Annotated in this window: 19 protein-coding genes; 6 read left to right on the top strand and 13 right to left on the bottom strand. The window is 43.1% G+C overall.

Going from position 1 to position 26,968, the window contains the following annotated elements; genetic code table 11:
* Window positions 1-14 precede the first annotated feature (14 nt).
* The 4 genes from rmuC to HMPREF3034_RS01385 all read right to left on the bottom strand — a co-directional run bounded on the left by rmuC (window position 15) and on the right by HMPREF3034_RS01385 (window position 5,348).
* On the bottom strand, window positions 15-1,292 hold the full coding sequence (gene rmuC / locus HMPREF3034_RS01400; protein WP_036895954.1) for a DNA recombination protein RmuC: 1,278 nt from the start codon (window positions 1,290-1,292) through the stop codon (window positions 15-17).
* Window positions 1,283-2,575: an MATE family efflux transporter gene (locus tag HMPREF3034_RS01395; protein WP_062432594.1), complete on the bottom strand. Its 1,293-nt coding sequence runs from the start codon at window positions 2,573-2,575 to the stop codon at window positions 1,283-1,285. The genes rmuC and HMPREF3034_RS01395 overlap by 10 nt, the downstream gene beginning before the upstream one ends.
* Before the next feature lie 173 nt (window positions 2,576-2,748).
* Window positions 2,749-4,329: an OmpP1/FadL family transporter gene (locus HMPREF3034_RS01390; protein WP_062432584.1), complete on the bottom strand. Its 1,581-nt coding sequence runs from the start codon at window positions 4,327-4,329 to the stop codon at window positions 2,749-2,751.
* A gap of 59 nt (window positions 4,330-4,388) precedes the next feature.
* Window positions 4,389-5,348 (bottom strand): hypothetical protein, encoded by a 960-nt coding sequence (locus tag HMPREF3034_RS01385; protein ID WP_062432581.1) that lies wholly within the window; start codon window positions 5,346-5,348, stop codon window positions 4,389-4,391.
* A gap of 143 nt (window positions 5,349-5,491) precedes the next feature.
* Here HMPREF3034_RS01385 and prmA point away from each other — a divergent pair, with 143 nt between their 5' ends.
* Window positions 5,492-6,349, top strand: coding sequence for a 50S ribosomal protein L11 methyltransferase (prmA, locus tag HMPREF3034_RS01380; RefSeq protein WP_036895961.1), 858 nt, complete (start codon window positions 5,492-5,494; stop codon window positions 6,347-6,349).
* Window positions 6,350-6,399: 50 nt separating this feature from the next.
* On the opposite strand, the gene HMPREF3034_RS01375 is transcribed toward prmA, so the two are convergent.
* From HMPREF3034_RS01375 to HMPREF3034_RS01365, 3 genes are all read right to left on the bottom strand, one after another.
* A complete protein-coding gene (locus HMPREF3034_RS01375) occupies window positions 6,400-6,699 on the bottom strand; it encodes a hypothetical protein (protein ID WP_036895963.1) in 300 nt (99 codons plus the stop codon).
* Complete coding sequence (locus HMPREF3034_RS01370; protein WP_036895965.1) at window positions 6,696-6,947, bottom strand: hypothetical protein; 252 nt, start codon at window positions 6,945-6,947, stop codon at window positions 6,696-6,698. The genes HMPREF3034_RS01375 and HMPREF3034_RS01370 overlap by 4 nt, the downstream gene beginning before the upstream one ends.
* Window positions 6,948-7,203: 256 nt before the next feature.
* Window positions 7,204-8,289, bottom strand: coding sequence for a hypothetical protein (locus HMPREF3034_RS01365; protein ID WP_036895966.1), 1,086 nt, complete (start codon window positions 8,287-8,289; stop codon window positions 7,204-7,206).
* Window positions 8,290-8,532: 243 nt separating this feature from the next.
* Between HMPREF3034_RS01365 and HMPREF3034_RS01360 the strand changes: the two genes are divergently transcribed.
* The 3 genes from HMPREF3034_RS01360 (at window position 8,533) to HMPREF3034_RS01350 (ending at window position 14,074) form a co-directional block, all read left to right on the top strand.
* Window positions 8,533-9,720, top strand: a complete 1,188-nt coding sequence (locus HMPREF3034_RS01360) for an ATP-binding protein (RefSeq protein WP_036895998.1) — start codon at window positions 8,533-8,535, stop codon at window positions 9,718-9,720.
* A 46-nt stretch (window positions 9,721-9,766) separates the two neighbouring features.
* The gene (gene nifJ / locus HMPREF3034_RS01355; protein ID WP_062432578.1) at window positions 9,767-13,333 is read left to right on the top strand and encodes a pyruvate:ferredoxin (flavodoxin) oxidoreductase; all 3,567 of its coding nucleotides are present in this window, start codon (window positions 9,767-9,769) and stop codon (window positions 13,331-13,333) included.
* 147 nt (window positions 13,334-13,480) lie between these two features.
* Complete coding sequence (locus HMPREF3034_RS01350; protein WP_062432575.1) at window positions 13,481-14,074, top strand: hypothetical protein; 594 nt, start codon at window positions 13,481-13,483, stop codon at window positions 14,072-14,074.
* A gap of 165 nt (window positions 14,075-14,239) precedes the next feature.
* Here HMPREF3034_RS01350 and HMPREF3034_RS01345 read toward each other — a convergent pair whose 3' ends face one another.
* The 6 genes from HMPREF3034_RS01345 to ileS all read right to left on the bottom strand — a co-directional run bounded on the left by HMPREF3034_RS01345 (window position 14,240) and on the right by ileS (window position 21,852).
* Complete coding sequence (locus tag HMPREF3034_RS01345; RefSeq protein ID WP_036899882.1) at window positions 14,240-15,889, bottom strand: dipeptidase; 1,650 nt, start codon at window positions 15,887-15,889, stop codon at window positions 14,240-14,242.
* 87 nt (window positions 15,890-15,976) lie between these two features.
* The gene (locus HMPREF3034_RS01340) at window positions 15,977-16,183 is read right to left on the bottom strand and encodes a hypothetical protein (protein WP_052052986.1); all 207 of its coding nucleotides are present in this window, start codon (window positions 16,181-16,183) and stop codon (window positions 15,977-15,979) included.
* A complete protein-coding gene (locus tag HMPREF3034_RS01335) occupies window positions 16,183-17,130 on the bottom strand; it encodes a DUF4296 domain-containing protein (RefSeq protein WP_231725579.1) in 948 nt (315 codons plus the stop codon). Before HMPREF3034_RS01335 ends, HMPREF3034_RS01340 begins: the two co-directional genes overlap by 1 nt.
* Window positions 17,111-17,782, bottom strand: a complete 672-nt coding sequence (locus tag HMPREF3034_RS01330; protein WP_036899870.1) for a lipoprotein signal peptidase — start codon at window positions 17,780-17,782, stop codon at window positions 17,111-17,113. Before HMPREF3034_RS01330 ends, HMPREF3034_RS01335 begins: the two co-directional genes overlap by 20 nt.
* The gene (locus tag HMPREF3034_RS01325) at window positions 17,779-18,162 is read right to left on the bottom strand and encodes a TraR/DksA family transcriptional regulator (protein WP_036899868.1); all 384 of its coding nucleotides are present in this window, start codon (window positions 18,160-18,162) and stop codon (window positions 17,779-17,781) included. Before HMPREF3034_RS01325 ends, HMPREF3034_RS01330 begins: the two co-directional genes overlap by 4 nt.
* Before the next feature lie 75 nt (window positions 18,163-18,237).
* Entirely contained in the window at window positions 18,238-21,852 is a 3,615-nt protein-coding gene (gene ileS, locus HMPREF3034_RS01320; protein WP_062432572.1) for an isoleucine--tRNA ligase, read from the bottom strand.
* A 248-nt stretch (window positions 21,853-22,100) separates the two neighbouring features.
* Here ileS and HMPREF3034_RS01315 point away from each other — a divergent pair, with 248 nt between their 5' ends.
* Together HMPREF3034_RS01315 and HMPREF3034_RS01310 are read left to right on the top strand one after the other, a co-directional pair.
* A complete protein-coding gene (locus HMPREF3034_RS01315) occupies window positions 22,101-23,795 on the top strand; it encodes a putative transporter (protein WP_062432569.1) in 1,695 nt (564 codons plus the stop codon).
* 346 nt (window positions 23,796-24,141) lie between these two features.
* Entirely contained in the window at window positions 24,142-26,535 is a 2,394-nt protein-coding gene (locus HMPREF3034_RS01310; RefSeq protein ID WP_062432565.1) for an outer membrane beta-barrel family protein, read from the top strand.
* The last annotated feature ends 433 nt before the right edge of the window (window positions 26,536-26,968 follow it).

Genomic DNA, 26,968 nt, shown 5'->3' with positions numbered 1-26,968 from the left:
CGACATCTTGTTAGCTATTCTTCTAGTTCAGCTACCGTTGTGGGAATAGGATGAGTTGCTGTCTCTTTCACCCCTAGTTCTTTCAATTCATTCGCCTTTTGCACAATACTCTGTCTACCGGTATACGCTTTTTTGTAAACCTCCGTATAATCATTGTGGAGCGTATCAATGTCTTTGCCGAGCTTATCAAACTTCTTGATGAAGTCACCAACGCGCTTTAACATCTCTTCAGCCAACTCAAACGTCTTCTTCTGGTTTTCAGTTTGCGAGTATTGTCGCCAAGCTATCTGAATGATTTTCAATATAGCCATCAGGTTCTGTTGGCTAGTTATGAACACTTGCTTGTCGAAAGCTTCACTCCAAAGTTTCGGATCTGTCTCCAAAGCCAGCTGCAACGCACCATCATAAGGTACATACATAATTACGAAATCAATAGCTCTTCGTGGCTTCTTGATATACCGACTATAGTCTTTCTTCACAAGACTCTGATACTGAGTACGAATACTGCGAACTACTTCGTCAGCATATTTCCGCTTCAACTCCTCATTTTCCTCATTCATGTACTTCGAATAAGCATCAATACTCATCTTGGAATCGATGACCACATCCTCATTATTTGGATAATGAAGTATCACATCGGGAATCATACGCCGACCACTATCCTCATTCAGAATCACCATTCCCTTCTCGTCGGTAATTGTTTGTTGAATGTCATAGTCAATACCTAAACGCAATCCTTGGCTGTCCAAAAGATTTTGTAGAGCCAATTCGCCCCACGATCCTTGCACTTTATTAGCTCCTCTCATCACGTTTGCAAGTCGCGTAGCGGTAGCATCTATCTTGTCGGTATGCTCTACCATCGACTTCAACTGCTGTGATAAGGAAGCCGTATTCTTCGCAGTTTCTTGGTTAGTACGATGAATAGCCTGCTCCAATTGAGCCATATTGTCAATCAAAGGCTTCGTCAGATGCCCCATAGACTCCACGTTCTGTCCTTTCAATTTGTCTGTCGTCTGGTCCAAAATCTTATTAGCAGCGTTCACCAATTGTTCCCTTACCGTTTCCAACTGTTGATTCATCTGCTCTTGTCGCAGTGCGGTTTCCTTTTCATTATGCTTCCGCTCTTCTTCCAGCTGAGTATTGGTACGTTCCAGTTCCAGCTTGACCATATTGGTTTCTTGCTGCTGTTCCATGAGCATCTTCATATATTTTTCACGCGCTTTGCTCTTAAGAACCAGATAAGCCACCAATGCTCCAATTACCAAACCTATTAATAGATAAACTATTTCCATATAACTCGATTTATTTTTTTCAACCAAATAAATTGTACAACACCACGATTCAACAGATAAAGAATAAACGCCAGCCACAGAGCGTGATTACTCCAAACATTCATTCCTGCGAAATAAACAACCAAAAACAACATCGTCGACAAAAACGACGAGACTATCATACCTCGCGTTGCAGTCAATCCCACAAAGATACCATCTAATATGAAAGCCCCGACACCAGCAACAGGAATCAGCAATGCCCATCCCATATAACTATCAGTAACAGCCAGTACGGCAGCATCAGAGGTCAACAAGCTGAGCAATAAGTGCCCACCCGCTATATATAATAAGGTGAACAAGACCACCATACCGCCACCCCATAAAGCTAAACGACGACAGACCTCATTAAATTCAGCGCGATCTTGCCGACCATAACTCTTACCGCCAAGTGCTTCACCGGCAAAGGCAAAGCCATCCATAATATAAGAGAACAGGGTATAAAGCGTCATCAACAGCGTATTAGCCGACAATACCACATCGCCACTCCTTGCTCCCGCCGAGACAAAAAACAGATTGACAGACACCAAAAATACAGTACGTAGGAATAAATCTCGGTTCACTGTAAAAAAGTTACCCCTCAGATGAACACCGGTCATATAACCTTTAAGCTTTCCATAGTACCGGAACCAAATCAACAGAGAAAGCAGAAAACCAGTCCATTGGGCTATTACCGTTCCGAGCGCCACACCCTCCAATTTCATATCCAAGCCTAGTGCTAAAATCAGACTGGCCACGATATTCACCACATTCTGTACTATCGACACAAGCATCGGTACTCGCGTATTCTGCATTCCGATATACCAGCCGGTCAATCCATAGAGTCCTAGCATGGCAGGAGCGCCCCATATACAAATCTTGAAATAGGTTTCTACAAACTGCCAAATATTATCTGAGGGATGAATCGCTATAAAAGAGAGTTGGCTAATGGGCCATTGCAGCAGAATGAGGAGACATCCTAAGCCCATGCCCACAGCCATAGAACTCAGCCACAGCGTCATTACTTCTTGGAAGTCTCGCTTTCCCAATGCCTGCGAAGTCATACCGCTGGTTCCCATTCTTAAGAAACCAAGCAGCCAATACATCACATTGAATATCATTGAACCCACCGCAATAGCACCGATAAGAGCCACATCGCCGAGATGACCAACTATCGCTAAATCGACCATACCCAGTAATGGGGCGGTGATATTAGAGATGATGGAGGGAACGGCTAGTTGAAGTATGCGCCTATCTATCGGTTTCATTGTATTGCAAATATACGAAAAAAAGACCCAAGAATGCAAATATAGTCTTACTTATTTCAAACGAAAAGAGACCTGTCTCGCGACAAGTCTCTCACATACTTACTAAAACTAAATTAACCACTAAAAAAACTAATTTTCTATTTTAAGTCAGTTCCAACTCTACGAGTGTCTCTTTAGAAGCGATAACCCAAAGTCAGAAGCAACTGATGGCGCTTGAAGTTAACTTTTGTCGCATCGGCAACATTGTTCTCAGGATGCGCACTCTCGTCTGCATTATAGTAATACGGCATGAATGGATAGAAATCACCACTCTGTGCACTATACTGATAAGCCAAGTCTATATTGAACTTCTTCACTGTATAACCTACACCACAAGTAAACCGGTTGGTCGATTTCCAGTTGGTATAATCTGTAGATGAAGCATTCATTGTACCCGGAGAAATAACCGAACCATCGCGTACAGCTTTCTTATTGAACATCGGTGACAGATAGTTATAACCTACACGAACAGCCCAATCTTTTACCGGTTTGAACTCAACACCCAACTTCAACGTAGAAACGCCCTTCAAAGCAGAACTGGTATGAGCATTCATCTTTGCATCTTTGCTCGTTGTTTCGTAGGTACTCCATCCATCGTAATAAGAGCCGGTGTTCAATCTGTTATTGATGGTTCCATAGTCTGCATATTCATAAGTGGCACCTAGAGCCAAATAGTTACCTACCGTATGACCTAAACTCAAGCCAAACTTCCATGGCGTGTACAGTTTGTAACTATAAGAAGAGCTATGGTTGGCCGACATATTGTTATCAGGTGTACCCATCTCCATCTGTGTATTAGTTGTCATATCCAAGTCGTAGAAGATGGGAGTATTGATGTATACGCCTACTCTAAAAGGTGAATCAGCCACCGGACGGAAGATTCCACCGAATTTAATATCAAAGCCTGAGCCTGTTATTTTAAGGCTTTCCCACGTGTTGGCTATCGCTTTATCGGTCGCAGCCAAGTCTTCTGTGTAGAAACTATTTGTACGGTAATGCACGTCGTGATAGCCAAGTGTCAAGCCAAGATATACACGGTCGTTGATATTTCCACTGATATTGAAGTCGTATTCGCCGATATAGCCTTTCTGATATTGGCCAAACATGAAACCAGTAGCATTGTAGTGACGATAGACACCCTTGGTTTTATCATAAGACAACATTTGAGCATAACCAGCATCCACACCGTTCCATATCATGTTGGCAACATCTTGTCCGTACTTAAACTCCAGTATTTTACCATAGTCATGTTTACGTGCTGTGTTCTTATTCTGCGATGCATTGGTCAGCGTATTCATCGCCGAGAGAATCTGATCGAAGTTACGACTCTTATGATAGTTGAAACCTACGTTCACAAACGACTTACGACCATAACGGTTCGACCACACAAAACCTAGCTGATCGAAGCTCATATTGGTCTTCTTACCATCGAAACGGAAATTATCGCGAGGCAAACTCGTCTTGGCATCTTGCTGACTTACCAAGCCACCAGAAATCAAAAGCTGACTACGACGGAATAATCCTAGACCAGCAGGGTTTGTACTGATGGTGGAAATATCAGCTCCTAAAGCTTCCATCGCACCACCCATACCAACATAACGAGCAGTCCCATTCAAATCATTATCTATCAACTTTGTATCTTGATAGGTTTCTTGTGCTAATATAGGCAACGACAATGATAGCATCGCAGCCAATGAGTAATATTTAACATTCATGATTGTTACAAGCTGTTTCTTTATTTAAGCTAATACTATATTTATTGAGCGACGTAGCTTTAACGATGTCCGAAATGACCACCACCGCCGAAGTTGCCGCCACCAAAGTTTCCTCCACCAGAGAACGAGCCACCACCTGAGCGTGCTCCACCACCGAAGCTACCGCCACCAGAGAACGAGCCGCCGCCTCTAGACATACCACTATCCATACGCGGAGTGTAGCTACGTGAACCAAACGAACGCTGTCCGAAGTTACTATTCGAGCTAGAACGATTTGGCGAGATGGCACGTCCGGAAGCATTGTTACGCGAATAAGTGCGCACACCATTGCGAGAAGATGCCGTAGCTCCACCATGATTAGGGAAACTATAATTGCGTACGCCGTTGCTCGGACGGTCTACCGCATACACACCTCTATAGCCGGGATAGTCCCAGTAGCCCCAATAGCCGCGGTAAGGATAGCCCCATCCGGCATACATACCGCCATAGTACCAAAGATCATACCATCCCCATCCACCATAATAATAAGACGAATACCAAGGGTCGTACCATCCCCACGCAGTGCGCCAAGGACCATAAGCACCATACCAAGGGCCATATCCCCAGCTGCTATAGTACCATGGAGAATACCAACCATAGTATCCATCCCACCTAGACATACGACGTGTATAGGCATAATCGTCATCATCTACAATGGTGTCGTAATATTTACCTACGAAAGTCGTATCAATATACGTAGAATCGGGATAAACTCCATTGCCCTTTTGGAATTGGATAATATCATTACCTTTCCCGTCTTCACCAACCTTCTGATACAGACTCCACGACTTACCATGCCGATTATACTCATCAACATCGCGCTTACTGCCTACATAGTAGGCATTTTTATTGTCGGTCTTGGGATAAGTATCGGTTGTTTCAGCACTCTTCTTCGCAGTGAAGTAGAGGTCATCATCCTGCGCCATCAGTGATAATGGCAAGAACGAAGCTAAAATTGAAACAAAAAATAACTTTTTCATATTGATGCTCCTTTTTAGTTATATTTCGCTTTATACTAATACAAAAGTATCTATTATTTTATATGCAAATATAAGGAAATTCCCTATCTCATGATAGGTTTTTCCCTATTTTTTATATATTTGCACACAAATTAAACCACAACGTGAAATATATAATCGTTAAATTCAATATCACTGCAGGCGAACTAAAACAAACTGCTAGCGAACTTCTTGCCGATTCGATGGGCGAAATAGGCTTTGAAGCCTTTGAAGACACAGAAAACGGTATCAACGGATATATTCAAGAAGACCTGTTCCATGACGAAATCGTCAAGCAACAAATTGACCAATTGCCACTGGAAGGAGCTCATATCGCTTACACCGTAGAGAAAGTTGAAGATAAAAATTGGAATCAGGAATGGGAAGACCAAGGCTTTTCACCCATCAGCGTTGATGACAAAATTACGATATACGATGCCAAACACACCACAGAAGCACCAAAGCTGACAGAAATGGAAATTGGCATTGAACCGATACAAGCTTTCGGTTCGGGCACACACCAAACTACACAGATGATTGTTTCACAACTCCTACAGTTGGATTTATCGCAGAAGCGCGTGCTAGACTGCGGTTGTGGCACAGGCATCTTAGGTATCGTTGCTGCCAAACTAGGAGCGCGCGAAATCGTAGGATATGATATTGACGAATGGAGTGCAAAGAACACAGAGCACAACGCGAAGTTGAACGGAGTGGAAAATCTAACTGTCCTACAAGGTAACTCAAGTGTTTTATCGCATGTTTGTGGCGTTTTCGACATCGTATTAGCCAACATCAACCGTAACATTTTGCTTGACGATATGCACAACTTCAAAGATGTGATGGGCAGTAATGCTAAACTCATCTTGAGCGGTTTCTACACTGAAGACACAGAAGTACTAATACAGAAAGCTAAAGAAAACGATTTGGAGTTCCTATCTACAACAGATAAGGACAATTGGTGTTGTTTGGTATTTGGAAATTAAGACATAAGCAAGGGGATATAGTTGCGGGACACGTTATAGAGCTCTAAATTCTAATCCTTTGCTTTTAATTTCTTTTCCATCTCTTTGGAATATGCTTGCCCACGAGATACTAGATATTCAAAGTACACAACATCATCAACCACTTCTATATGGCAAGTGAAGAAAGCTCTGTAACTGCCGATACGGATTCGGTATGTATTCTTGAAATTAGTTAGTTTGATACTGTCGGTTATATCAGAAAGACTCTCTGCATGCTTAACCTCTGCAAGCATGCTTGATAGACTCTTCAAACTTTTACCCGATAATAACCTCGCTGACTTTTCAAAAGCTTTAGAATACTTTACTTTCATATACCCAACCACTTCTCAAAATCAGCCTGTTCTTCTTCATCTAACATTTCCTTGCCTTCTGGAACATTTTCTGCAAGCCAAGCGTATTGCTTATTTTCGTCATATTCTTCGGCAACTTTATCAAGCAATCCTTCAATAAAGTTTTTTAGATTCGTACCCCTATTGGCTGCCATAACAGACAGTGAACGAAAAGTTTCACCGCTAAGATCTATAATTTTTCTCTTTGGTTGTAATGCAGTTGTTGCCATAATTCTATCTATTTAAGCCACCACAAATATATAACATATATATGATATATACAAAAAAGTGGTAATAATTCTATCTAGATGTACCTATTCGTCAACTGACTTATGAAGCAATCAATTTGCTGCCAAGTAGCAGCAAACTTACTGTATAGCCTTTTCAGCAATGCTGTTCGGCCTATGCAGCAAAATTGCCAAGCCCTTGCAGCAAACCAAGGAATAAGGAATGAGAAATAAAGAATAAGAAGTCAGGAAGAAAATATCAATGTATTTTGACCACATGCAAGCAATAACGGTCGGAATAATCTATCACCATGACACGTTTTTCTTCATGATTTAGATGCTCAGACAGACTCAAAGCTACGTGCCCCATGGTGCGTCTCAGATTGAGTTCTACCATTGGATGCAACAAGAAATCATCGAAAGGCTTGCCCTTCTTCGCCCCGCTTACCACCATCATATCTACTCCGAACGGCCCGATATAGGTATTACCGAGTAATTCACCCATTAACAACGCTATTCTATTTCGCACTTTCGACATCAGGTCGGCAGATATATAACTTTCCAACACTTCTTCTTTCTGCCTCTCAGACATGAGCAAATTGCCACGATACACGCCATGCACAGTACGGAACATGCTCAAACCGAGATATTCGACACAGCCATTACCCGATGCATAAAATTCTGCCCCGAAATCCAAAACCTTATTGTAAAGCGGCTCAACCATTAAGGCATGCTGCTTTCGGATAATGTTATCGCACCATCCCAACAAGTGATTATCTACCTCACGGTCGGACAACCAATAGCGATTTCCGCGCCCGCTACTGCTCCAAGGCGCTTTCAACACAAAGTCACCACCACCGTCTACAACTCCACGCAGACTCTCCATATTCGTCACTATCCACGACTTACCTACCGTACCACCATACTCCGCCAATATCGGTAACAAATGTTTAGCCGCCCATGGGCGCCCGCTGATTTGTCGTTGTTGCCCCAGTTGAAAGTCGGACAAAACACTGTTGGCAAGCATCGGATTCATCTGTTGCAGCTGATAATTAAGCGCTATATCTTGTCCCCAAGGTTGAATATCCACTTGACCTGAGGTTTGAGAGCCAAGTATTTGGGGCGTAACAAACTCCACCTCGGCCATATAGCGACGTAAATGGCGCGTGCGGCGCATTACAGAATCAACATCTTCCACCAATACCAAGTCGCCATCGGCAGCCCACAGAGCCGGCAAGAAGTCTAAATCGGCACGGAGTTGGCGAGCTGCATGGGGTGCGGTAAAGTTTGGGATATTAGCTGCTAGAGCCAAATCGTGTTCGGGATTGAATATATGTAATTTCATCTTGTATTCAGAAAAAGCAGTGCAAAAGTAGTAATATTCCGTCGAAGGAATAGCATTTAGAACCACATTTCAACTTCAAAATATTTTTTCCTTGATTTCAATTCGCCGCAACGATTTTGCCACCTCTTTTATACGATATATTATTTTCGCGCATTTAGCATATTTTGCTATCTAGAGTTTGCAAATTTGGAAATATTGATTATCTTTGCACAGAATATAGATACAAGAACTGACAAGGCAAATATGGAAGCTTTCTTCAGCACGCATAAATATTTGGTAGAACATACGAACGCCCCGGTGCATCGCACTTTGATGGACGAAATAGACTGGTCCGACCGTATGATTGGTATCAAAGGAATGCGTGGTGTAGGGAAGACAACTTTCCTTTTGCAATATGCGAAAGACCATTTCGAGTTAGACGACCGTCAATGCTTGTATATCAACATGAACAATTTCTACTTCCAAGGTAGAGGGATTGCCGATTTTGCAGGCGATTTCATAGACAGAGGAGGTAGGGTTTTGCTGATAGACCAAGTCTTTAAGCAGCCAAATTGGAGTTCGGAACTCAAAAAATGCTACGACAATTATCCCGCACTTAAGATTATCTTTACAGGTAGTAGTGTCATGAGATTAAAGGAGGAAAATCCAGAACTTAATGGTATAGTAAAAAGTTACAATCTGCGTGGATTCTCGTTTCGTGAATATATCAACCTATTAACGGGTAATTCATTCACTCCCTATACCTTGTCCGACATCTTGGAGAATCACGAGCACATCGTCAAAGAGATTCTGCCAAAGGTGAGCCCGATGAAATTCTTCCCCGATTATTTGCATCATGGCTTCTATCCATTCTTCCTTGAGAACAGAAATTTCTCGGAAAATCTGCTCAAGACCATGAATATGATGACGGAAGTGGATATTCTCTTGATTAAACAGATAGAACTTAAATACCTCACAAAGATAAAGAAACTGTTCTATCTATTAGCACTTGATGGTTCAAAAGCGCCCAACATCAGCAATCTCGCAGAAGAAATCAACACCAGTAGAGCCACTGTCATGAACTACATCAAGTATTTGGCAGACGCTCGACTCATCAATATCATCTATCCAGTGGGGCAAGATTTCCCCAAAAAACCGTCGAAGGTGATGCTCCACAATTCTAATCTCATGCATGCCATCTATCCAATTAAGGTAAACCAGCAGGACATGATGGAGACTTTCTTTGTGAATGCATTGTGGAAAGATCACCTCGTAAACCAAGGGAGCAAGAACCAACACTTCATCGTAGACAACGATTTAAAGTTTAGAGTATGCGACGCTAAGAGCGAACATAAGGTAAGATACAACCCTGATACATTCTATGCGCGCTACAATACTGAAATAGGAAAAGACAACAGAATACCTTTATGGCTATTGGGTTTTCTGTATTAAGTAAATATATACAAAAACAATTCATTAATATTTTATCTGCAATAAAATGGCTAAAGAAAAAAAGTTTATCACTTGTGATGGTAACGAAGCAGCCGCTCATGTGAGCTACATGTTCTCAGAAGTAGCAGCGATCTACCCTATCACACCATCATCTCCGATGGCAGAACACGTAGATACTTGGGCAGCCAAGGGTCGTAAGAACCTGTTCGGTCAAACGGTGACAGTTCAGGAAATGCAATCTGAGGGTGGTGCAGCCGGTGCTTTGCACGGTTCTCTACAAGCAGGTGCGTTGACAACAACATTCACTGCATCTCAAGGTTTGCTGTTGATGATTCCTAATATGTACAAGATTGCGGGCGAGATGTTACCTTGTGTATTCGACGTATCAGCTCGTACAATCGCTACACACTCTCTCTGTATCTTCGGAGACCATTCAGATGTCATGGCTTGTAGGCAGACTGGCTTCGCTATGTTCTGCTCCGGATCAGTTCAAGAAGTGATGGATTTGACCGCAGTTCCTCATCTTGCGACTCTGAAGACAAGCATTCCTTTCATCAATTTCTTTGATGGTTTCCGCACATCTCACGAGTATCACAAGATTGAACAAATCGATCAAGACGAGGTAGCTAAGCTCCTTGACCCAGAAGATATCAAGCGTTTCCGCGACCGTGCACTCTCTCCTGAGCGCCCAGTAACACGTGGTACCGCTGAAAATCCAGAGACTTTCTTCACTCATCGTGAAGCTTGCAACCAGTATTATGAAAACATTCCCGAAGTAATAGAAGACTATTTGGTTAAGATTTCAGATATTACCGGTCGTGAATACCACCTCTTTAACTACTATGGAGCAAAGGATGCTGAGAACATTATCATCTTGATGGGTTCTGCAACTGAGGCTGCTCGCGAGGCTATCGACTATCAGATGAAGCAAGGAAAGAAGGTGGGTATGATTTCAGTACACCTCTATCGTCCATTCTCTGTTAAGCATTTGCTCGCTGCTGTGCCTGAGACTGTTAAGCGCATTGCTGTTCTTGACCGTACCAAAGAGCCGGGAGCTGAAGGAGAACCATTGTATCTGGACGTAAAGAGTGCATTCTATGATGTAGAAAACAAGCCTCTGATCGTTGGTGGTCGCTATGGTTTGGGGTCTTCAGATACCACTCCTGCTCACATTATCTCTGTATTCAACAACCTCGAATTAGCTGAGCCTAAGGATCATTTCACCGTAGGTATCGTTGATGATGTTACCTTTACATCGCTTCCTTTGATTGAAGAGATTCCTATGGGTGGCGAAGGTATGTTTGAAGCTAAGTTCTATGGACTTGGAGCCGATGGTACTGTAGGTGCTAATAAGAACTCTGTGAAGATCATTGGTGATAACACCGACAAGCATTGTCAGGCTTACTTCTCTTACGACTCTAAGAAGTCTGGAGGCTTCACATGCTCTCACTTGCGCTTCGGAGATTCTCCAAACCACTCTACTTATCAGGTAAATACACCTAACTTCGTGGCTTGTCACGTTCAGGCTTACTTGAGAATGTACGATGTTATCCGCGGTTTGCAGAAGAACGGAACATTCCTTTTGAACACAATCTTCGAAGGTGAAGAACTTGCTAACTTCATTCCTAACAAGATTAAGCGTTACTTCGCACAGAATAACATCACTGTTTACTATATCAACGCTACGAAGATTGCACAGGAAATTGGTCTGGGTAACCGTACCAACACTATCCTCCAAAGTGCATTCTTCCGTATCACAGAGGTTATCCCTGTTGATTTGGCTGTAGAACAGATGAAGAAATTCATCGTGAAGTCATACGGAACAAAGGGACAAGATGTCGTTGAGAAGAACTACGCTGCCGTAGATCGTGGTGGTGAATACAAGCAATTGGCTGTTGACCCAGCTTGGGCTAACCTCGCAGACGACGCTGAAGACACTACAGACAATGCTCCCGCATACATCAAGGAGATTGTTCGTCCTATCAACGGACAAGTAGGCGACCTCTTGAAGGTTTCAGATTTCGTTAAATACGACATGGTTGACGGTACCATGGCAAATGGTTCTTCTGCATTCGAGAAGCGCGGTGTAGAAGCATTCCACCCAGAGTGGACTGCCGAGAACTGTATCCAGTGTAACAAGTGTGCTTATGTTTGTCCTCACGCATGTATCCGTCCGTTTGTTCTCGACGAAGAAGAGCTGAAGGGCTTCGACGATAAGACACTCGAAATGAAGGTTCCAAAGCCTATGGCAGGTATGCACTTCCGCATTCAGGTAAGCACACTCGACTGTGTAGGTTGTGGTAACTGTGCTGACGTTTGTCCCGGTAACAAGCAGGGTAAGGCTCTTGCTATGGTTCCATTCACACACGAACAGAAGCAGATTGACAACTGGAACTACCTCGCAAAGAACGTAAAGAGCAAGCAACACATGATAGATGTACAGAGCAATGTGAAGAATTCACAGTTCGCTCAACCCTTGTTTGAGTTCTCAGGTGCTTGTGCCGGTTGTGGTGAGACTCCTTATGTGAAGTTGATTTCTCAGCTCTTTGGCGACAGAGAGATGATTGCCAACGCTACAGGATGTTCTTCTATCTACTCAGCTTCTTTGCCTTCTACTCCTTATACCACTAATGAAAACGGACAAGGTCCTGCTTTCGACAACTCATTGTTCGAAGACTTCTGCGAGTTCGGTATGGGTATGGCACTCGGAAACAAGAAGATGAAAGAGCGCATCACACTGCTGTTGAATGAGCTTATTGCTAAAGACGATACTCCAGCAGAGTTCAAAGAGGCTGCTCAAGCATGGATTGACGGTAAGGACGATGCCGCTGCTTCTAAAGAAGCTACTGCAAAGTTGAAGCCAATGATTGCTGAAGGTGCTGCCAACGGATGCCCCACATGCGCTGAGTTGAAGACACTTGACCACTATTTGGTGAAGCGTTCACAGTGGATTATCGGTGGTGACGGTGCTTCATACGATATTGGTTACGGTGGTCTCGACCACGTAATTGCTTCTGGTGAAGACGTAAATATCCTCGTATTGGATACAGAGGTTTACTCTAACACCGGTGGTCAGTCATCTAAATCGACTCCTCTGGGTGCCATCGCACAGTTTGCTGCTCAAGGTAAGAGAATCCGTAAGAAGGATCTCGGACTCATGGCAACAACCTACGGATACGTATATGTAGCTCAGATTGCAATGGGTGCAGACCAAGCACAGACCTTGAAGGCCATCCGCGAAGCTGAAGCTTATCCCGGACCATCATTGGTTATCGCTTACGCTCCTTGTATCAACCACGGCTTGAAAGCTAAGGGTGGTATGGGCAAGAGCCAAGCCGAAGAGGGTCGCGCAGTTGAAAGTGGCTACTGGCACTTGTGGCGTTACAATCCTCAATTGGCTGAAGAAGGAAAGAACCCGTTCTCACTCGACTCTAAAGAGCCTGACTGGAGCAAGTTCCGCGACTTCCTCTTAGGCGAGGTACGCTACCTTTCTGTACAGAAAGCTTATCCTAATGAGGCAGAAGAATTGTTTGCTGCTGCCGAGCAAATGGCTAAGCTACGCTACCAGAGCTACGTTCGTAAGACGAAGGAAGATTGGTCTGAAACCATTTAAGCAATTCAGATAAAATAACTATCGAAGAGGGCTGTAAATCATTTTACAGCTCTCTTTTTTGTTATTATTAACTCAAAGAAAGTGCAACACATCTAAAAATGGCCTATATTTGTAGCAATTTATTAATCAATTAAATTAGAGAACGCAATGAAAAAAATCTTTTTTGCAGCCATAGCTGTAGCCTTGACATTGGCTAGCTGTGGCAATCAGACCAAGAGTGCATCACAAGTTGTTGATTCAGATTCAGTAGCAGCTGCTGTTGATACAGCCGCAACCGCTGTTAAATCAGCTCAAGATGTCATTAGCTTATTGAACACCCAACTCACCGAAAAGAACGGTAAAGACCTAACACAGACACTTACCGACTTAAAGGCTAAGTATGCTGAACTCGTTAAATCCGGCAACTTAGAAGAGGCTAAGAAATATGCTGAGACCGTTAAACAGTTCGTTACAGAGCACGCTGACCAAATCAAGAGCGTCGTTGGAGACAATGCTACGGTGAATACACTTATCACTGGTATTAAGAATCTGCCTACCGACGTTGCCGCAACAGCTGATGATGCTGTCAATGCAGCTAAAGCCGGCGCAGCAGATGCAGCCAAAACGGTAGACGCAGCCAAAGAAGCTGCTAAGACAAAGGCCAACGAAACCGTTGAATCAGCAAAGGAAACTGCTAAACAAAAAGCTGGCGAAGCCGCTTCAAAAGCAGCTGGCGATGCTATGAAGAAACTTGGTTTGTAATTTCAAACCAAATATTATAATAAAAAAGGATGGCCTGATGGTCATCCTTTTTCATTTTGTATGAGATTACTGCAGATATTTCGCAACATCTCTGCGAAAGCCAAACAGCAATGCTGCAAAGGCTCAACAACAATGCTGACAAACCTCTGCAACAAATCCAATAAATTACTTTCGAGGTACTTCAAACTTATCTCCGGTAGATTGAACCAGCTTTTTCGCAAATGCATCGGGGTATCCTGTACGCACGACGCGAGCTCCGAGTCCTGTAGCGGTACGCTTGAATCGACCATTGGCATCGGTAGGTTTCACCGTCATATCGTTGTATTTCACGATGAGATACATAGCCAATTGTTTCCAACGCGCCAACATCTGCTCTGCCTGCTGGTTACTATAATCATTGAGATACTTCACTGCTGCCGCCTTATCCGATGTATAAAGCTGCATAGCCTTGTCTTCCACACCCTTCTGTGCTGCCACATACGACTGCTCAAGACTATCACGTACAGCCTTCAGTTCGGGGAACATTTGGCTGTAGCGAGGATATACCATGTTGCTAACCCAGTTACATACCCAGTAAGCATTATCCATTGAGAATGTCACAGCATCGGCGCCGGGCGTATTATAACAGTTAGGTTGTATCTTATTACCGCAATAAATAGGTGTATATGCCACCATATTGCCGTCGTCGTTACCAAACCAAAGAATACCGCCAATTTCCCTTGGCAACCATCCACGCAACTGTGCTACATACGAGAAGCCTGTCTGTTGTGTGCTCACCGGACGCTCATTGAAATACTCCTTACCATCAACCTTGAACATCAACGGCGTTGGGCGATATGGCATTTGCCAAATACCGCTGCCCATATCCGCACTGTCGGTAGCCAAAGGAGTACCCTCATAATGGTCACGCATGGCCATCTCAACATCTTGCAGACTCAATTTTTTATCGGGGATAATCCACAATGGCATATCCTCTGCATTGGGATCTTTCCCCTCAGCCCATGGCAAATAGCGCTCAAAACCAGCCTTGAAGCGGTTGAAGAACGACCATACACGAGCGTCACAAAAGCGACGTCCGGAGAAATCGGGCTTGGCATAAGCCTCTTTCCAAGAGAAGTCGGCCTTTTTACCACTATACCAACCTTTAGAAATAGCAAACGAAACAACGTCCTTACTGTACATCACGTTGGCCTTATCTTTCATGTCAAACTTGCCAATACGACTCTGATTGGCATGCGCACAGATAGCATCGTCGGGTATACGCTGGGCAACCCAGACCACAGACTTGCTACCCGGACCTTTTCCCATCATCTCCATTATCCACGCTTCGTTGGGATCGCAGATGGTAAACGTCTCACCCTCGCTGTTATAACCATAGGTTTCGGCAAGCTTAGTCATCACCTGTATAGCCTCACGAGCCGTACGCGAACGTTGCAATCCAAGATAAATAAGCGAACCATAGTCGATGATACCGGTGGTATCGACCATTTCTTCACGACCTCCATAAGTAGTTTCTCCAATGGAAACTTGGAACTCGTTAATGTTACCAATGACATTATAAGTAACTGGCGCTTCCGGTATCTCACCATGATATACCTTTGAATCCCAGTCATAAATCTTACGCATCTCACCTTTAGCGTGCAATCCGGCAGGATAATGGCATAGTCCTATAAACATACCATAGTCGTCGGCATTGTATGTACACATCACACTACCATCCACACTGGCTTTCTTTCCAACAATGAAATTAGTACATGCCAATCCCCATGTTGACATCATCAACATGATGAGAAGGGACATCTTTCTCTTTCCCATATCTAAAATATCCATTAAAACGTTGTTATTTGCTATATAATAAATTGTCAAGATTCCTTTCGTCAAGACCATAAAAGCATAAGCAGACTACATGCTGACCTTGTACACACGTCCCTCTTTTTTCAGTCGCAACGTACCTCCAACCCATTCTGTCATGGCAATCTCTTCGGTCAAAGGCTGGAATGAGAGTACACGGTTACCTTGTAACTCCACCACAGCAGGGTGTATAGAGAACTCGTCTACCAACAATGTATTCACTGCTATACGCTTAATGCGCTGCGATAATTCCTGCATTAGTGGACTCCTCCCATAGGTACTCGTACCGGCGGCACCCTTCTCGGACGTTCATCCGGCATCGATGATGATGTCGGAGGTACCGTATCCGTCTTTCCTGCAACCTTGGTACTATCTTGAGATACCACCTGTGGCTCCGCTTTCACATGCATACGAATCAACCGAATATTATTGATGAGCAGCAATCGCAAAGTAGTAGAAGACCGCGATGAAATATTTGAGCGCGTATTAAGCATGAAGTAGCCTTTCACTTCTTTGATTCCCAACTTCCCGGCATCCTCAACTGTAGCCGATTGATGGCTTCCACCGCTGATATGAACCACCTGTGATACGATGCTATCATTCTGATATTTCACCACCAAAACAGCCACAGCATCGCGCGAACCATCTTGGAATATGTATTGAGCATCGAAATCCAATACGAGGCGATCGCCCTGATGATAAGCCGTATCGACCGCTTGAGTAAATGTATAAAGATTGAATGGCTCGTACATCGACAACACCATAGATTGCTCACCACGCCATACGTTGGCCGTATCTCCATTCTCCGAGAGCATCCCATAAGCCCCACTTCCTTGGCTACCACCAAGAGATGCCGACTCATCACTCAATCGTTTGGACAGCGATTCGTATATTTTTTCCAGACTCTCGGTATGTCTCAAGTAATAGACCATGGATGAATCGAACTCGGCAGAAGTGATACCATGCTTCTTAAACACGGCTTCCCGATAGGTAACAAAAGCTTTACTATCGCCTCCGGGCGATGCAGATATACCCTCAGCCAAATGATAATCGTACAGAATATCTTCCATCTCATCAGGCTGGATAATGCTTGATGGTACTGTGGGCTTGCAAGATAAAACCAACAAACCCAGCACTACAAGCAAGCCAAACATACGCAATGACATGGCTGTGTGGACAATACTGTTATGATTCTGTATGTTCATTCACTTTCTTAGGCAATGACTTCTTGAAAGTATCACCCATTCCTTCCAAATCTTTACGGTAGAAAATCAGCAATAAAACGACTCCGACGCTGATGCAAGCATCGGCAAAATTAAACACCGGCGAGAAGAAAATAAACTCTTGCCCACCATAAAACGGCACCCATTCAGGCCATGTAGTGACTATCAAAGGAAAATAAAACATGTCTACCACTTTCCCTTCAAGGAAAGAAGCATAGCCGGTACCAAAGTCTACAAAGTGGGAAACAACGAAAGGAGACGACTCATTGAAACACAAACCGTAGAACATTGAGTCGAAGACATTGCCCGCTGCACCCGCCAAAATCATAGCAAGTACCATGACATATCCGGTATGATGGCGTTCTCTGATAACCCGATTGATATACCATCCGATACAGCCAATAGCTATAATACGCATGATACTCAATACCAACTTGCTACCCAAAGTCATGCCATAAGCCATACCATTGTTCTCTATAAAACTGATATAGAACCAATTGGTCACATGAATGGATTCACCAAGACACATGTTTGTCTTGACCTCTACCTTGATAATCTGATCTATAATAATGATGGCAAGAATCAAGATAAAGGCCAATCGCCCATCAGTCAAATGCACTCTCAGTCTATTCATCGCTTGCGTGCATTCTTCGAAGCGACGCTAAGAGTTGCATGAGGCACTATAAGAAGACGCTCCTTGGGTATGAGTTCGCCCGTCATACGGTCGATACCATAGGTCTTATTCTCTATGCGTATGAGTGCAGCTTCAAGTCCTTTGATAAATTTTTGCTGTCGTTGAGCCAGCTGTATCATCTCTTCTTTGCTCTGATTGGCACTACCCTCCTCCAACATCTTGTTATAAGTAGGAGACGTATCGTCCACATCATTACCATCAAGATTCATCAGTTGTCGCATCATACCATCGTAATCGCGACGAGCCAACTTTAATTTATCGTTGATGACACCGCGGAATTCCGCCAAGTCCTCATCAGAATAACGCACTTTCTTGTCCATAATTATGTGATTATTGCGTTGAACAAAAAATGGGAAACGAGTTCTTTTGAAACCCATCTCCCACTTAGTCACTTTCTATTTTCGTTCTATCTTGATATTCAGCTTGTCTTCCTCGAACTCAATCTCCGACCCATCATTGTCGGCAATCAGGAGTTCATCGGCCAAAACTTGAGCTTTAATATAGTCACAGAAATCAGCAATAGCAGCGTCGGAGCGCTTATTCGGCGCAACAGTCACCACGATTCTATCTGTGATTTCAAAACCCGAAGACTTGCGAAGATTCTGTATACGATTGATAAGTTCGCGTGCCATACCCTCATTGAGCAATGAGTCTGTCAGCTCAACTTCCAACGCTACCGTCAGATTTCCTTCGTTTGCAACGAGCCACCCGGGTATATCTTCGCTGATAATCTCTACATCTGCCACCTCAACAACAACATTCTGATCTTGCACGGCCAACTGGATATTGCCGTTAGATTCAAACGCTGCAATCTCTTCTTGGCTGAGACTGTCCATACGAGCAGCCACTTCCTTCATGAGTTTACCAAACTTCTTACCCATCACACGGAAGTTACACTTCACCTTCTTCACCAACATGCTCTGCCCTTCAACGAAGTTTAGCTCTTTCACATTTACTTCGTTCTTAATCAAGTCGGACACATCCGTGATGTAAGCTCTCTGTTGCTCGTCGACAGCAGGAATCATAATCTGCTGTAACGGTTGGCGAACCTTGATGTTAACTTTACGACGTAAAGCCAAAACCATGGATGTTATCTTCTGCGAAATCTCCATGCGTTCCTCCAAAGCGGAGTCTATCAACGCCTCATCTGCAGCGGGGAACTGCGCCAAATGCACGCTTTCAAGCTCACCACCAAGGTCATGATACAGTTCATCGGCATAGAAGGGAGCCATCGGGGCAAGCAGTTTGCTCACCGTCATCAAACATGTATAGAGGGTTTGATAAGCACTTAGCTTGTTTTCATCCATCTCTTTGCCCCAGAAACGTTTACGGTTCAGGCGCACATACCAGTTACTCAAATCATCGTTAACAAACGATTCGATGAGTCGACCAGCACGAGTTGGGTCGTAATCTTCAAGTTCATAGCCTACCTTCTTTATCAAAGTATTAAGGCAAGAGAGAATCCAACGGTCGATTTCCGGGCGCTTATCATGGGCAACAGCCGCTGCTTCGGGGTCGAAACCATCGACATTTGCATACAGCGCAAAGAATGAATAGCTGTTGTAAAGCGTTCCAAAGAACTTACGACGAGTCTCGTCTACACCCGTAGCATCGAACTTCAAGTTGTCCCAAGGTTCGCTGTTTGTCAGCATATAGAAGCGTACTGCGTCTGCTCCATACTTGTTTATCATCTCGAAAGGATCAACAACATTCCCCACATGCTTGCTCATCTTGTTGCCCTTAGCATCCAATACAAGACCGGAAGAGACAACATTTCGGAAAGCAACACTGTCGAAAACCATCGTCGCGATAGCGTGTAATGTGAAGAACCAACCACGAGTTTGGTCTACACCTTCATTGATAAATTCGGCCGGGAAGAACTTGGGAGCAATAGCAGTGCCCTCATATTGACTCTTCACCATGGCTTCACGGTCTGCCTCAGTACCCGATGCCATCTCGCCTTCAAACGGATAATGCAACTGTGCATAAGGCATAGACCCACTATCAAACCACACATCTATCAAGTCCATCTCGCGATGCATAGGCTGTCCTTCGTCGTTCACCAGCACCACATAGTCAATATATGGACGGTGAAGATCTATCTTATCATAATTCTCTTGAGAATAGTCACCGGGCACAAATCCCTTATCCTTCATCGGATTAGATTTCATAACGCCGGCAGCAACGCTCTTCTCTATCTCGCTGTAAAGTTCCTCTAATGAGCCGATACACTTCTCACCACGGTTCTCATCACGCCATATTGGAAGCGGAGTACCCCAGAAACGTGAACGAGAAAGGTTCCAATCGTTCAGATTCTCAAGCCAGTTGCCAAAGCGACCGGTACCTGTTGACTCCGGATGCCAATTGATTGTGTTGTTCAACTCAACCATACGTTCTTTCTTCGCAGTGTCTTTGATGAACCAACTATCCAATGGATAATAGAGAATAGGCTTGTCCGTACGCCAACAATGGGGATAGTTGTGCACGTGTTTCTCTATCTTAAAGGCCGTACCTTCTTGTTTCATCTCCATGCAGATGATGACATTGAGGTCTTCAGACTTCTCTGTTGCCACCTTATCCCACACTCCGTTAGGATTGAATTTGGGGTCGTATGCATTCTTCACATAGTCGCCTGCATGGTGCTGATAGGCTTCTACATTTACGCAATGAGCCACGAAATTAGCGTCCAACTCATCCATCAAGTAGTATTTACCCTGTAAATCAACCATTGGACGAGTCTCACCCTTCTTACTAATGAGATACAATGCCGGCACATGAGCGGCATTAGCCACACGCGCATCGTCTGCTCCGAAAGTGTTAGCGATATGTACTATACCCGTACCATCGTCTGTTGTAACGTAGTCACCGGGTATTACACGGAAGGCTTCGCTTTCCATTTCGACGAACTTATCGCGTCCATCTTCACCTGTAAATACCTTTTCGGGATGCTGTTGAGCATACTCCTGTACATAAGGGGCAGAGAGATCGTCCAACTTCTCGCATGGTTTTACCCACGGCATCAGCTGTGCATACTTGATACCCAACAGTTCTTCGCCTTTATAACGACCAATAACTTTGTAAGGAATGACCTTATCTCCATGCGCAAAAGCTGGCAACTCGGCATCACCGCTCACCTCGCCTTCCGGCTTCAAGTAAGCATTTACGCGTGCCTCGGCCATAATCATGGTCATTGGTTTAGCATCGTATGGATTGTAAGTCTGTATAGCTACATAGTCGATAGTGGGCGAAACGCAGAGCGATGTATTCGAAGGCAACGTCCAAGGCGTTGTCGTCCAAGCCAAGAAATAGGGGTTACCCCACTTCGTCCATTCCTCTTTCGGTTCTTCGATGAGGAACTGTGCCGTCACCGTTGTGTCTTTTACATCACGGTAACATCCCGGTTGATTCAACTCATGCGAGCTTAATCCGGTTCCGGCAGCAGGAGAATACGGCTGAATAGTATAGCCCTTATAGAGCAATCCTTTATTGTAAATCTGCTTCAGAAGCCACCAAATAGACTCGATATACTTATTATCGTAGGTAATATAGGGATGATCCAAATCCACAAAGTACCCCATCTTCTCTGTCAACGTACGCCATTCCTGCGTAAACATCATCACGTTTTCACGACATTTATGGTTATAGTCCTCTACAGAGATGTATTTATCAGAAGCCTTATTGTCTATATCTTTCTTCGTGATACCCAATTCTTTCTCCACACCGAGCTCTACCGGGAGTCCGTGTGTGTCCCATCCGGCCTTTCTATATACCTGAAAGCCCTTCATGGTCTTATAGCGATTGAACGTATCTTTGATGGCGCGAGCAAGCACATGGTGAATACCCGGATGACCATTAGCCGAAGGTGGTCCTTCAAAGAATACGAACTGAGGACATCCCTCACGCTCATCAATGGATTTATGGAAAATATCTTTCTTCTCCCACTGTGCTAAAACATCATCATTGGTCTGCGTTAAATTCAGGCCATTATGCTCGGTAAACTTCTTACCCATATTGCTTTTACGATTTTATTTTTGCGTAATTAAATATCTAGAAAGTAAGCGTCAACGCGCTTTTTATATAGGGCGCAAAGGTAAGCAAAAAAAACTTCACAGCCAAAACAAGCTTTGTTTTTTAATATAATAATAAGGTGTACCTGCACACCCATTCTTTTTCAATCATCAGAAAAAGAAAAACAATTACGTTTATTTTGCTATCTGCCTATTTAAGAGTAATTTTGCAGTCAAATCTTAAATATCTTATGGATTGGGTAATCAATTTATTTACAACAACAGACTCCGTGGCTCACATCGCCCTACTCTACGCGATTGTCATCGCAGTAGGCGTGCTCTTGGGTAAAATCAAGATTGGCGGTATCTCCCTCGGTGTCACTTTCGTACTGTTTGCAGGTATCTTAGCCGGACACGTTGGGTTCACTGCTCCTACAAACATCCTTACATTCATTCAAGACTTTGGCTTGATTCTGTTCGTCTTCTGCATTGGTTTGCAGGTCGGTCCCGGCTTCTTCGAGAGCTTCCGCAAAGGCGGTGTCACGCTGAATGGGCTGTCTACGGCCATGATTTTCCTTGATGTACTCGTCATGTTTGCTTGCTACTATCTATTCTTCGATACTAGCAACCCCAACAATCTACCGATGATGGTGGGTACACTCTACGGAGCTGTAACCAATACACCGGGTCTTGGAGCTGCCAACGAAGCCTTAACTAGCGTATTTGCCAAAGGCCAAGTGCCGCAAATTGCATCGGGTTATGCCTGCGCCTATCCTCTTGGTGTACTCGGAATCATCGGTGCTACCATCGCTATCCGATACATTACACGCACGAAGTTGGAAGAAGAAGAGGAGCAACTGAATGAGCAAGAGGCCGAAAACCCTCATGCAAAGCCTTATCAGATGCATCTTCGCGTCACCAATACATACATTAGTGGACGTTCACTCCTTGAAATTTCACAATTCCTAAACAGAGATATTGTTTGCTCACGCTTGCTCCACGACGGTCAGGTAACGATTCCTACACGCGATACTATCTTCTGTCTGAACGACGAGATACTCGTAGTTTGCGCCGAAGCAGATGCTGCAGCTATCCAAGCTTTCATTGGTCCGGAGATTGATACTCCTTGGGAAACCGGCAACGAGAAGCAACCTTTGATTTCTAGGCGTATTGTCGTTACACGTCCATCTATGAATGGTAAGACTCTCGGCAAGATGCACTTCTCAAGCGTTTACGGTGTCAATGTCACCCGAATCACCCGTCAAGGCATGGATCTTTTCGCCAGTCGTAACCACCATTTCCAAGTTGGTGACCGCATCATGGTTGTTGGTCCGGAGGAGAATGTAAACCGTGTAGCCGAGATGATGGGTAACTCTGTGAAGCGTCTTGACGCACCTAACATTGCCACCATCTTCATCGGAATCCTTGTCGGAATCCTCTTTGGTAGCATTCCACTTGCTATTCCCGGTATGCCTGTGCCTTTAAAACTAGGTATTGCAGGCGGTCCGCTGATTATAGCTATCCTCATTGGCCGCTTCGGATATAAGTTTAAGCTGGTCACCTATACTACTACTTCGGCCAATATGATGCTCCGCGAAATCGGACTTGTATTATTCTTGGCTTCTGTGGGCATCAAAGCGGGAGCCGGATTCTGGGAAACTGTGGTTCAAGGCGATGGTTTGAAATACGTCTATACCGGCTTCCTGATTACCGTTATTCCTATCCTGATTGTCGGAACAATAGCTCGCTTGAAGTTCAAGTTCAATTATTTCACCATCATGGGTATGATTGCCGGAACCTACACCGACCCACCCGCACTGGCTTATGCCAACAGTTCTTGTACCAAAGAGGCACCAGCCATCGGTTACAGTACGGTATATCCGTTGAGTATGTTCCTAAGAATTTTCTCGGCACAGATAGTCGTTTTATTCTTCTGCGGGGCATAACAACCACTATAAAGCATTACCTAAAGGGGCATGACTTATCACAGTCATGCCCCTTTTGTAAATCCTCTATTCCTATACTCACTATTTTTGTACTATACAAGCCACTCTTTTTCCACTTCTAACCAACACTCTTAACATTGTAATATTATCTTAAAAGAGAACAAATTATTCGTTTTTTTTTACAGAAAGAATTAGTTTTATTATCTTTGTATCAGAAAAAACAATATCATTATCAATAACACATTAGTTTGATTGTTCTATTTTTACACAGCCTTAGACCATAAAAAAATAATTTCTATCTATGTTTTAATAGCATCATAACTTACAACAGTCCTAATTAACAAGTATGAACAAACATCTTATCATCAATCTGATAATAACTTGTATTACATCATTGACAGTTCACAATCTTTCTGCACAACACCACATAATATTACAAATAGAAGACAAAGAACATATAGCCGCCGATGCCGCAAGTGTCGTTATCACCGACGTGGATAACAGACGAGTAGTCAACAACTGCATAGCCGACACATTAGGTAAAGTTTACATTAAGTTGGACAAAGGGAATTACAGTGCATACATCAGTTCATTAGGCTATAAAGATACCACTCTCTATTTTACCATTCCCACCAAAGAAAGCTTGATCAAAATAGTAATAGAAAACGATATTACTCACATCAACGATATTATTATCACGGCTAAGAAGCATCGCCCCATCGTAAAAATGGAAGACGGAAAAGTAAATATCGATGTTGCCCAAAGCTATTTATCCGACATTGGCAATGCTATAGATGTCTTAAAACATTCACCCGGCATCCATATTGACAACAAAGGAAGTATCTCTCTTTCATCGCTAGGCGGAACAGCTATATATATCAATGGTAAGAAGACGCCATTACAAGGAGAAACCTTAACTGCTTATCTACGTTCTTTAGCCTCTACTAGAATACAGAAGATTAGCACCTCGCCCAATCCTAATGCGTCGTACGATGCCGAAGGTGCAGGCGGAATCATAGATATTATCTTGAAAAGCGAGACCGATACGGGCTTTCACCTTACAACATCTCATGGTATATCATTTTGGAACTATATACATGAGACATCAGATATTTCGTTATCGTACAATAGGAGACATTGGCAAGTCGGCATTACTTATAATCATAACATCGGATACTATGCTATGAAATATGGCATTAATAGAATACAAGATGGGAATAAAAACCTATCTACCACCGATGATGTAGACAAGCGCAATACTTACTCAACCAGCATAGACCTTGTATACCATCCAAATGACAAACACAAATTTACCTTCAATACTTCTATCAGCGCCGTTATCGGACCGGGATACACATCTACCGAGACACAAATATATAGAGGAATGAATGATTTAACTCAATTGCTATATGCCGAAAATGATTATCAAAAGCAACGAACACCGAGATATAGTGGTAGTATAGCATATATTTTCACGCCTAGTAAAAACCACACGCTATCAGTAAATGCAGATTATATCAAGGTCGATGGAGAGTCATATTGCAATCAACCCAATATTTATTATTTCCCAAACGGTACACTCCATCACAAAGACATATACCAATCAGAAAACGACAAACACATAAAGATTGCCTCATTCATGATTGATTATAAACATTTGTTTGGCAAAGGACATGAATTATTGGCCGGCATAAAAGCCTCAACAATCAACAGCGATAATAACTTTAAATTCTATTCTTCACTTAAAATCGATAATACAAGATCTAACAGGTTTACATATTCCGAGCAAAACATTGAAGGTTATACCCAATATACAATACAGTTAAATAAGTGGATGGCCACTGCTGGAATAAGAATAGAGCAAATGTACAGCAAAGGTTTATTGCAACCATACACAGCCATGGATAAAAAAGAAACAAATACAACAAACCGTTTCAACTGCTTTCCGAATGCTTCAATCTCCTATCAAATATCGCAAAACACACGTATGACATTGGCTTATAGCAAACGACAAGACAAACCTAGATATGAAGACTTAAATCCTTTTGAGTATTTATTAGATGAACTAACTTACTGGAAAGGCAATCCGTTTATCACACCTCAAACAAATGACAAACTGATATTTAGTTTATCACACAAACAACTGGTTATAAATCTCTCATATAATTCACTAAACAACTATTTTACAGGTATAACCGATGTCTATAATAACAACACGGTGGTAATGACAACCAAAAACATAGGAAAGCAAAAACAGCTGGGTGCAGAAGTCGTTTACAGCAAACGTATTGCTTCATGGTGGGATACAAATTTGAACTTTGGTACCTACTATTTTGTCAACAAGCTGAATTACGAAACAAATAATCATATTTATAGACGACCATCATATACACTCAATATCTCTAATAATATTACTTTGCCTGCAAAATTACAGCTGGAAGTGGCGGCACAATATCTTTCCAAGCGACAAGGAGGCAGCTATGAAGTCCTAAAATCCAGCGGATATGTCAATATAGGCATTAGTAGAACGTTTCTTAAAGACAGACTTCACACATCTATCATCCTAACCGACGCCTTCCATACACAACGATGGGACAGCTATGGTAATACCAATAAGTTGAATATCAGCTCATGGGGAAACAGTGAGACACGCCAAATAGGTTTGAAAGTAAGATATTACCTAGGAGTAAAAAAATATAATGTAGAACATAAGTCTATTAAAGAAGCCGAGCGTTTATAATTCTTTATTGCTTAAACAAAGTCTTATAATAAATAAAGCCAATAACTTATGAACTTGAAAATTTACAAACTCATCTCCCAATCCAACAACTCATAGACTTAGAAACTTACAGCCTCACCCTGCTGCAAAGGCTTTGCAACTCTGCTGTTTGGCTCTTGCAGTAATGCTGAAAAGGCGGAGCAGTATCGCTGTTTAATCTCTGCAGTTTGATAGTTGATAAGTAAGCAAGTTGGCTAGTAAACTAATTTGCTACGCAAATCATTAGTTTTTAAGTTTATAACTACGGTAGTTATAGTATAAACAGGCATTGTTAGACACGCGAAAATGCTTTTGCCACATGGCCGAACTCAATTCGTCCCAACACATTCGTGAACATTTTAAGCAAGATATAAGTCTTGTAGTAGAGGGTGTGTCAAAATTGATATACTCTCTT

The organism is Prevotella sp. DNF00663 (assembly GCF_001553265.1).
In the GTDB taxonomy this organism is placed as follows: domain Bacteria; phylum Bacteroidota; class Bacteroidia; order Bacteroidales; family Bacteroidaceae; genus Prevotella.
This window is presented reverse-complemented; position numbering and strand designations above follow the sequence as displayed.

Bases quoted from the DNA above. Each gene is read 5' to 3' on its own strand.
- rmuC (WP_036895954.1), bottom strand. From the start codon at position 1,292: ATGGAAATAGTTTATCTATTAATAGGTTTGGTAATTGGAGCATTGGTG.
- HMPREF3034_RS01395 (WP_062432594.1), bottom strand. From the start codon at position 2,575: ATGAAACCGATAGATAGGCGCATACTTCAACTAGCCGTTCCCTCCATC.
- HMPREF3034_RS01390 (WP_062432584.1), bottom strand. From the start codon at position 4,329: ATGAATGTTAAATATTACTCATTGGCTGCGATGCTATCATTGTCGTTG.
- HMPREF3034_RS01385 (WP_062432581.1), bottom strand. From the start codon at position 5,348: ATGAAAAAGTTATTTTTTGTTTCAATTTTAGCTTCGTTCTTGCCATTA.
- HMPREF3034_RS01375 (WP_036895963.1), bottom strand. From the start codon at position 6,699: ATGAAAGTAAAGTATTCTAAAGCTTTTGAAAAGTCAGCGAGGTTATTA.
- HMPREF3034_RS01370 (WP_036895965.1), bottom strand. From the start codon at position 6,947: ATGGCAACAACTGCATTACAACCAAAGAGAAAAATTATAGATCTTAGC.
- HMPREF3034_RS01365 (WP_036895966.1), bottom strand. From the start codon at position 8,289: ATGAAATTACATATATTCAATCCCGAACACGATTTGGCTCTAGCAGCT.
- HMPREF3034_RS01360 (WP_036895998.1), top strand. From the start codon at position 8,533: ATGGAAGCTTTCTTCAGCACGCATAAATATTTGGTAGAACATACGAAC.
- nifJ (WP_062432578.1), top strand. From the start codon at position 9,767: ATGGCTAAAGAAAAAAAGTTTATCACTTGTGATGGTAACGAAGCAGCC.
- HMPREF3034_RS01350 (WP_062432575.1), top strand. From the start codon at position 13,481: ATGAAAAAAATCTTTTTTGCAGCCATAGCTGTAGCCTTGACATTGGCT.
- HMPREF3034_RS01345 (WP_036899882.1), bottom strand. From the start codon at position 15,889: ATGGGAAAGAGAAAGATGTCCCTTCTCATCATGTTGATGATGTCAACA.
- HMPREF3034_RS01340 (WP_052052986.1), bottom strand. From the start codon at position 16,183: ATGCAGGAATTATCGCAGCGCATTAAGCGTATAGCAGTGAATACATTG.
- HMPREF3034_RS01335 (WP_231725579.1), bottom strand. From the start codon at position 17,130: ATGAACATACAGAATCATAACAGTATTGTCCACACAGCCATGTCATTG.
- HMPREF3034_RS01330 (WP_036899870.1), bottom strand. From the start codon at position 17,782: ATGAATAGACTGAGAGTGCATTTGACTGATGGGCGATTGGCCTTTATC.
- HMPREF3034_RS01325 (WP_036899868.1), bottom strand. From the start codon at position 18,162: ATGGACAAGAAAGTGCGTTATTCTGATGAGGACTTGGCGGAATTCCGC.
- ileS (WP_062432572.1), bottom strand. From the start codon at position 21,852: ATGGGTAAGAAGTTTACCGAGCATAATGGCCTGAATTTAACGCAGACC.
- HMPREF3034_RS01315 (WP_062432569.1), top strand. From the start codon at position 22,101: ATGGATTGGGTAATCAATTTATTTACAACAACAGACTCCGTGGCTCAC.
- HMPREF3034_RS01310 (WP_062432565.1), top strand. From the start codon at position 24,142: ATGAACAAACATCTTATCATCAATCTGATAATAACTTGTATTACATCA.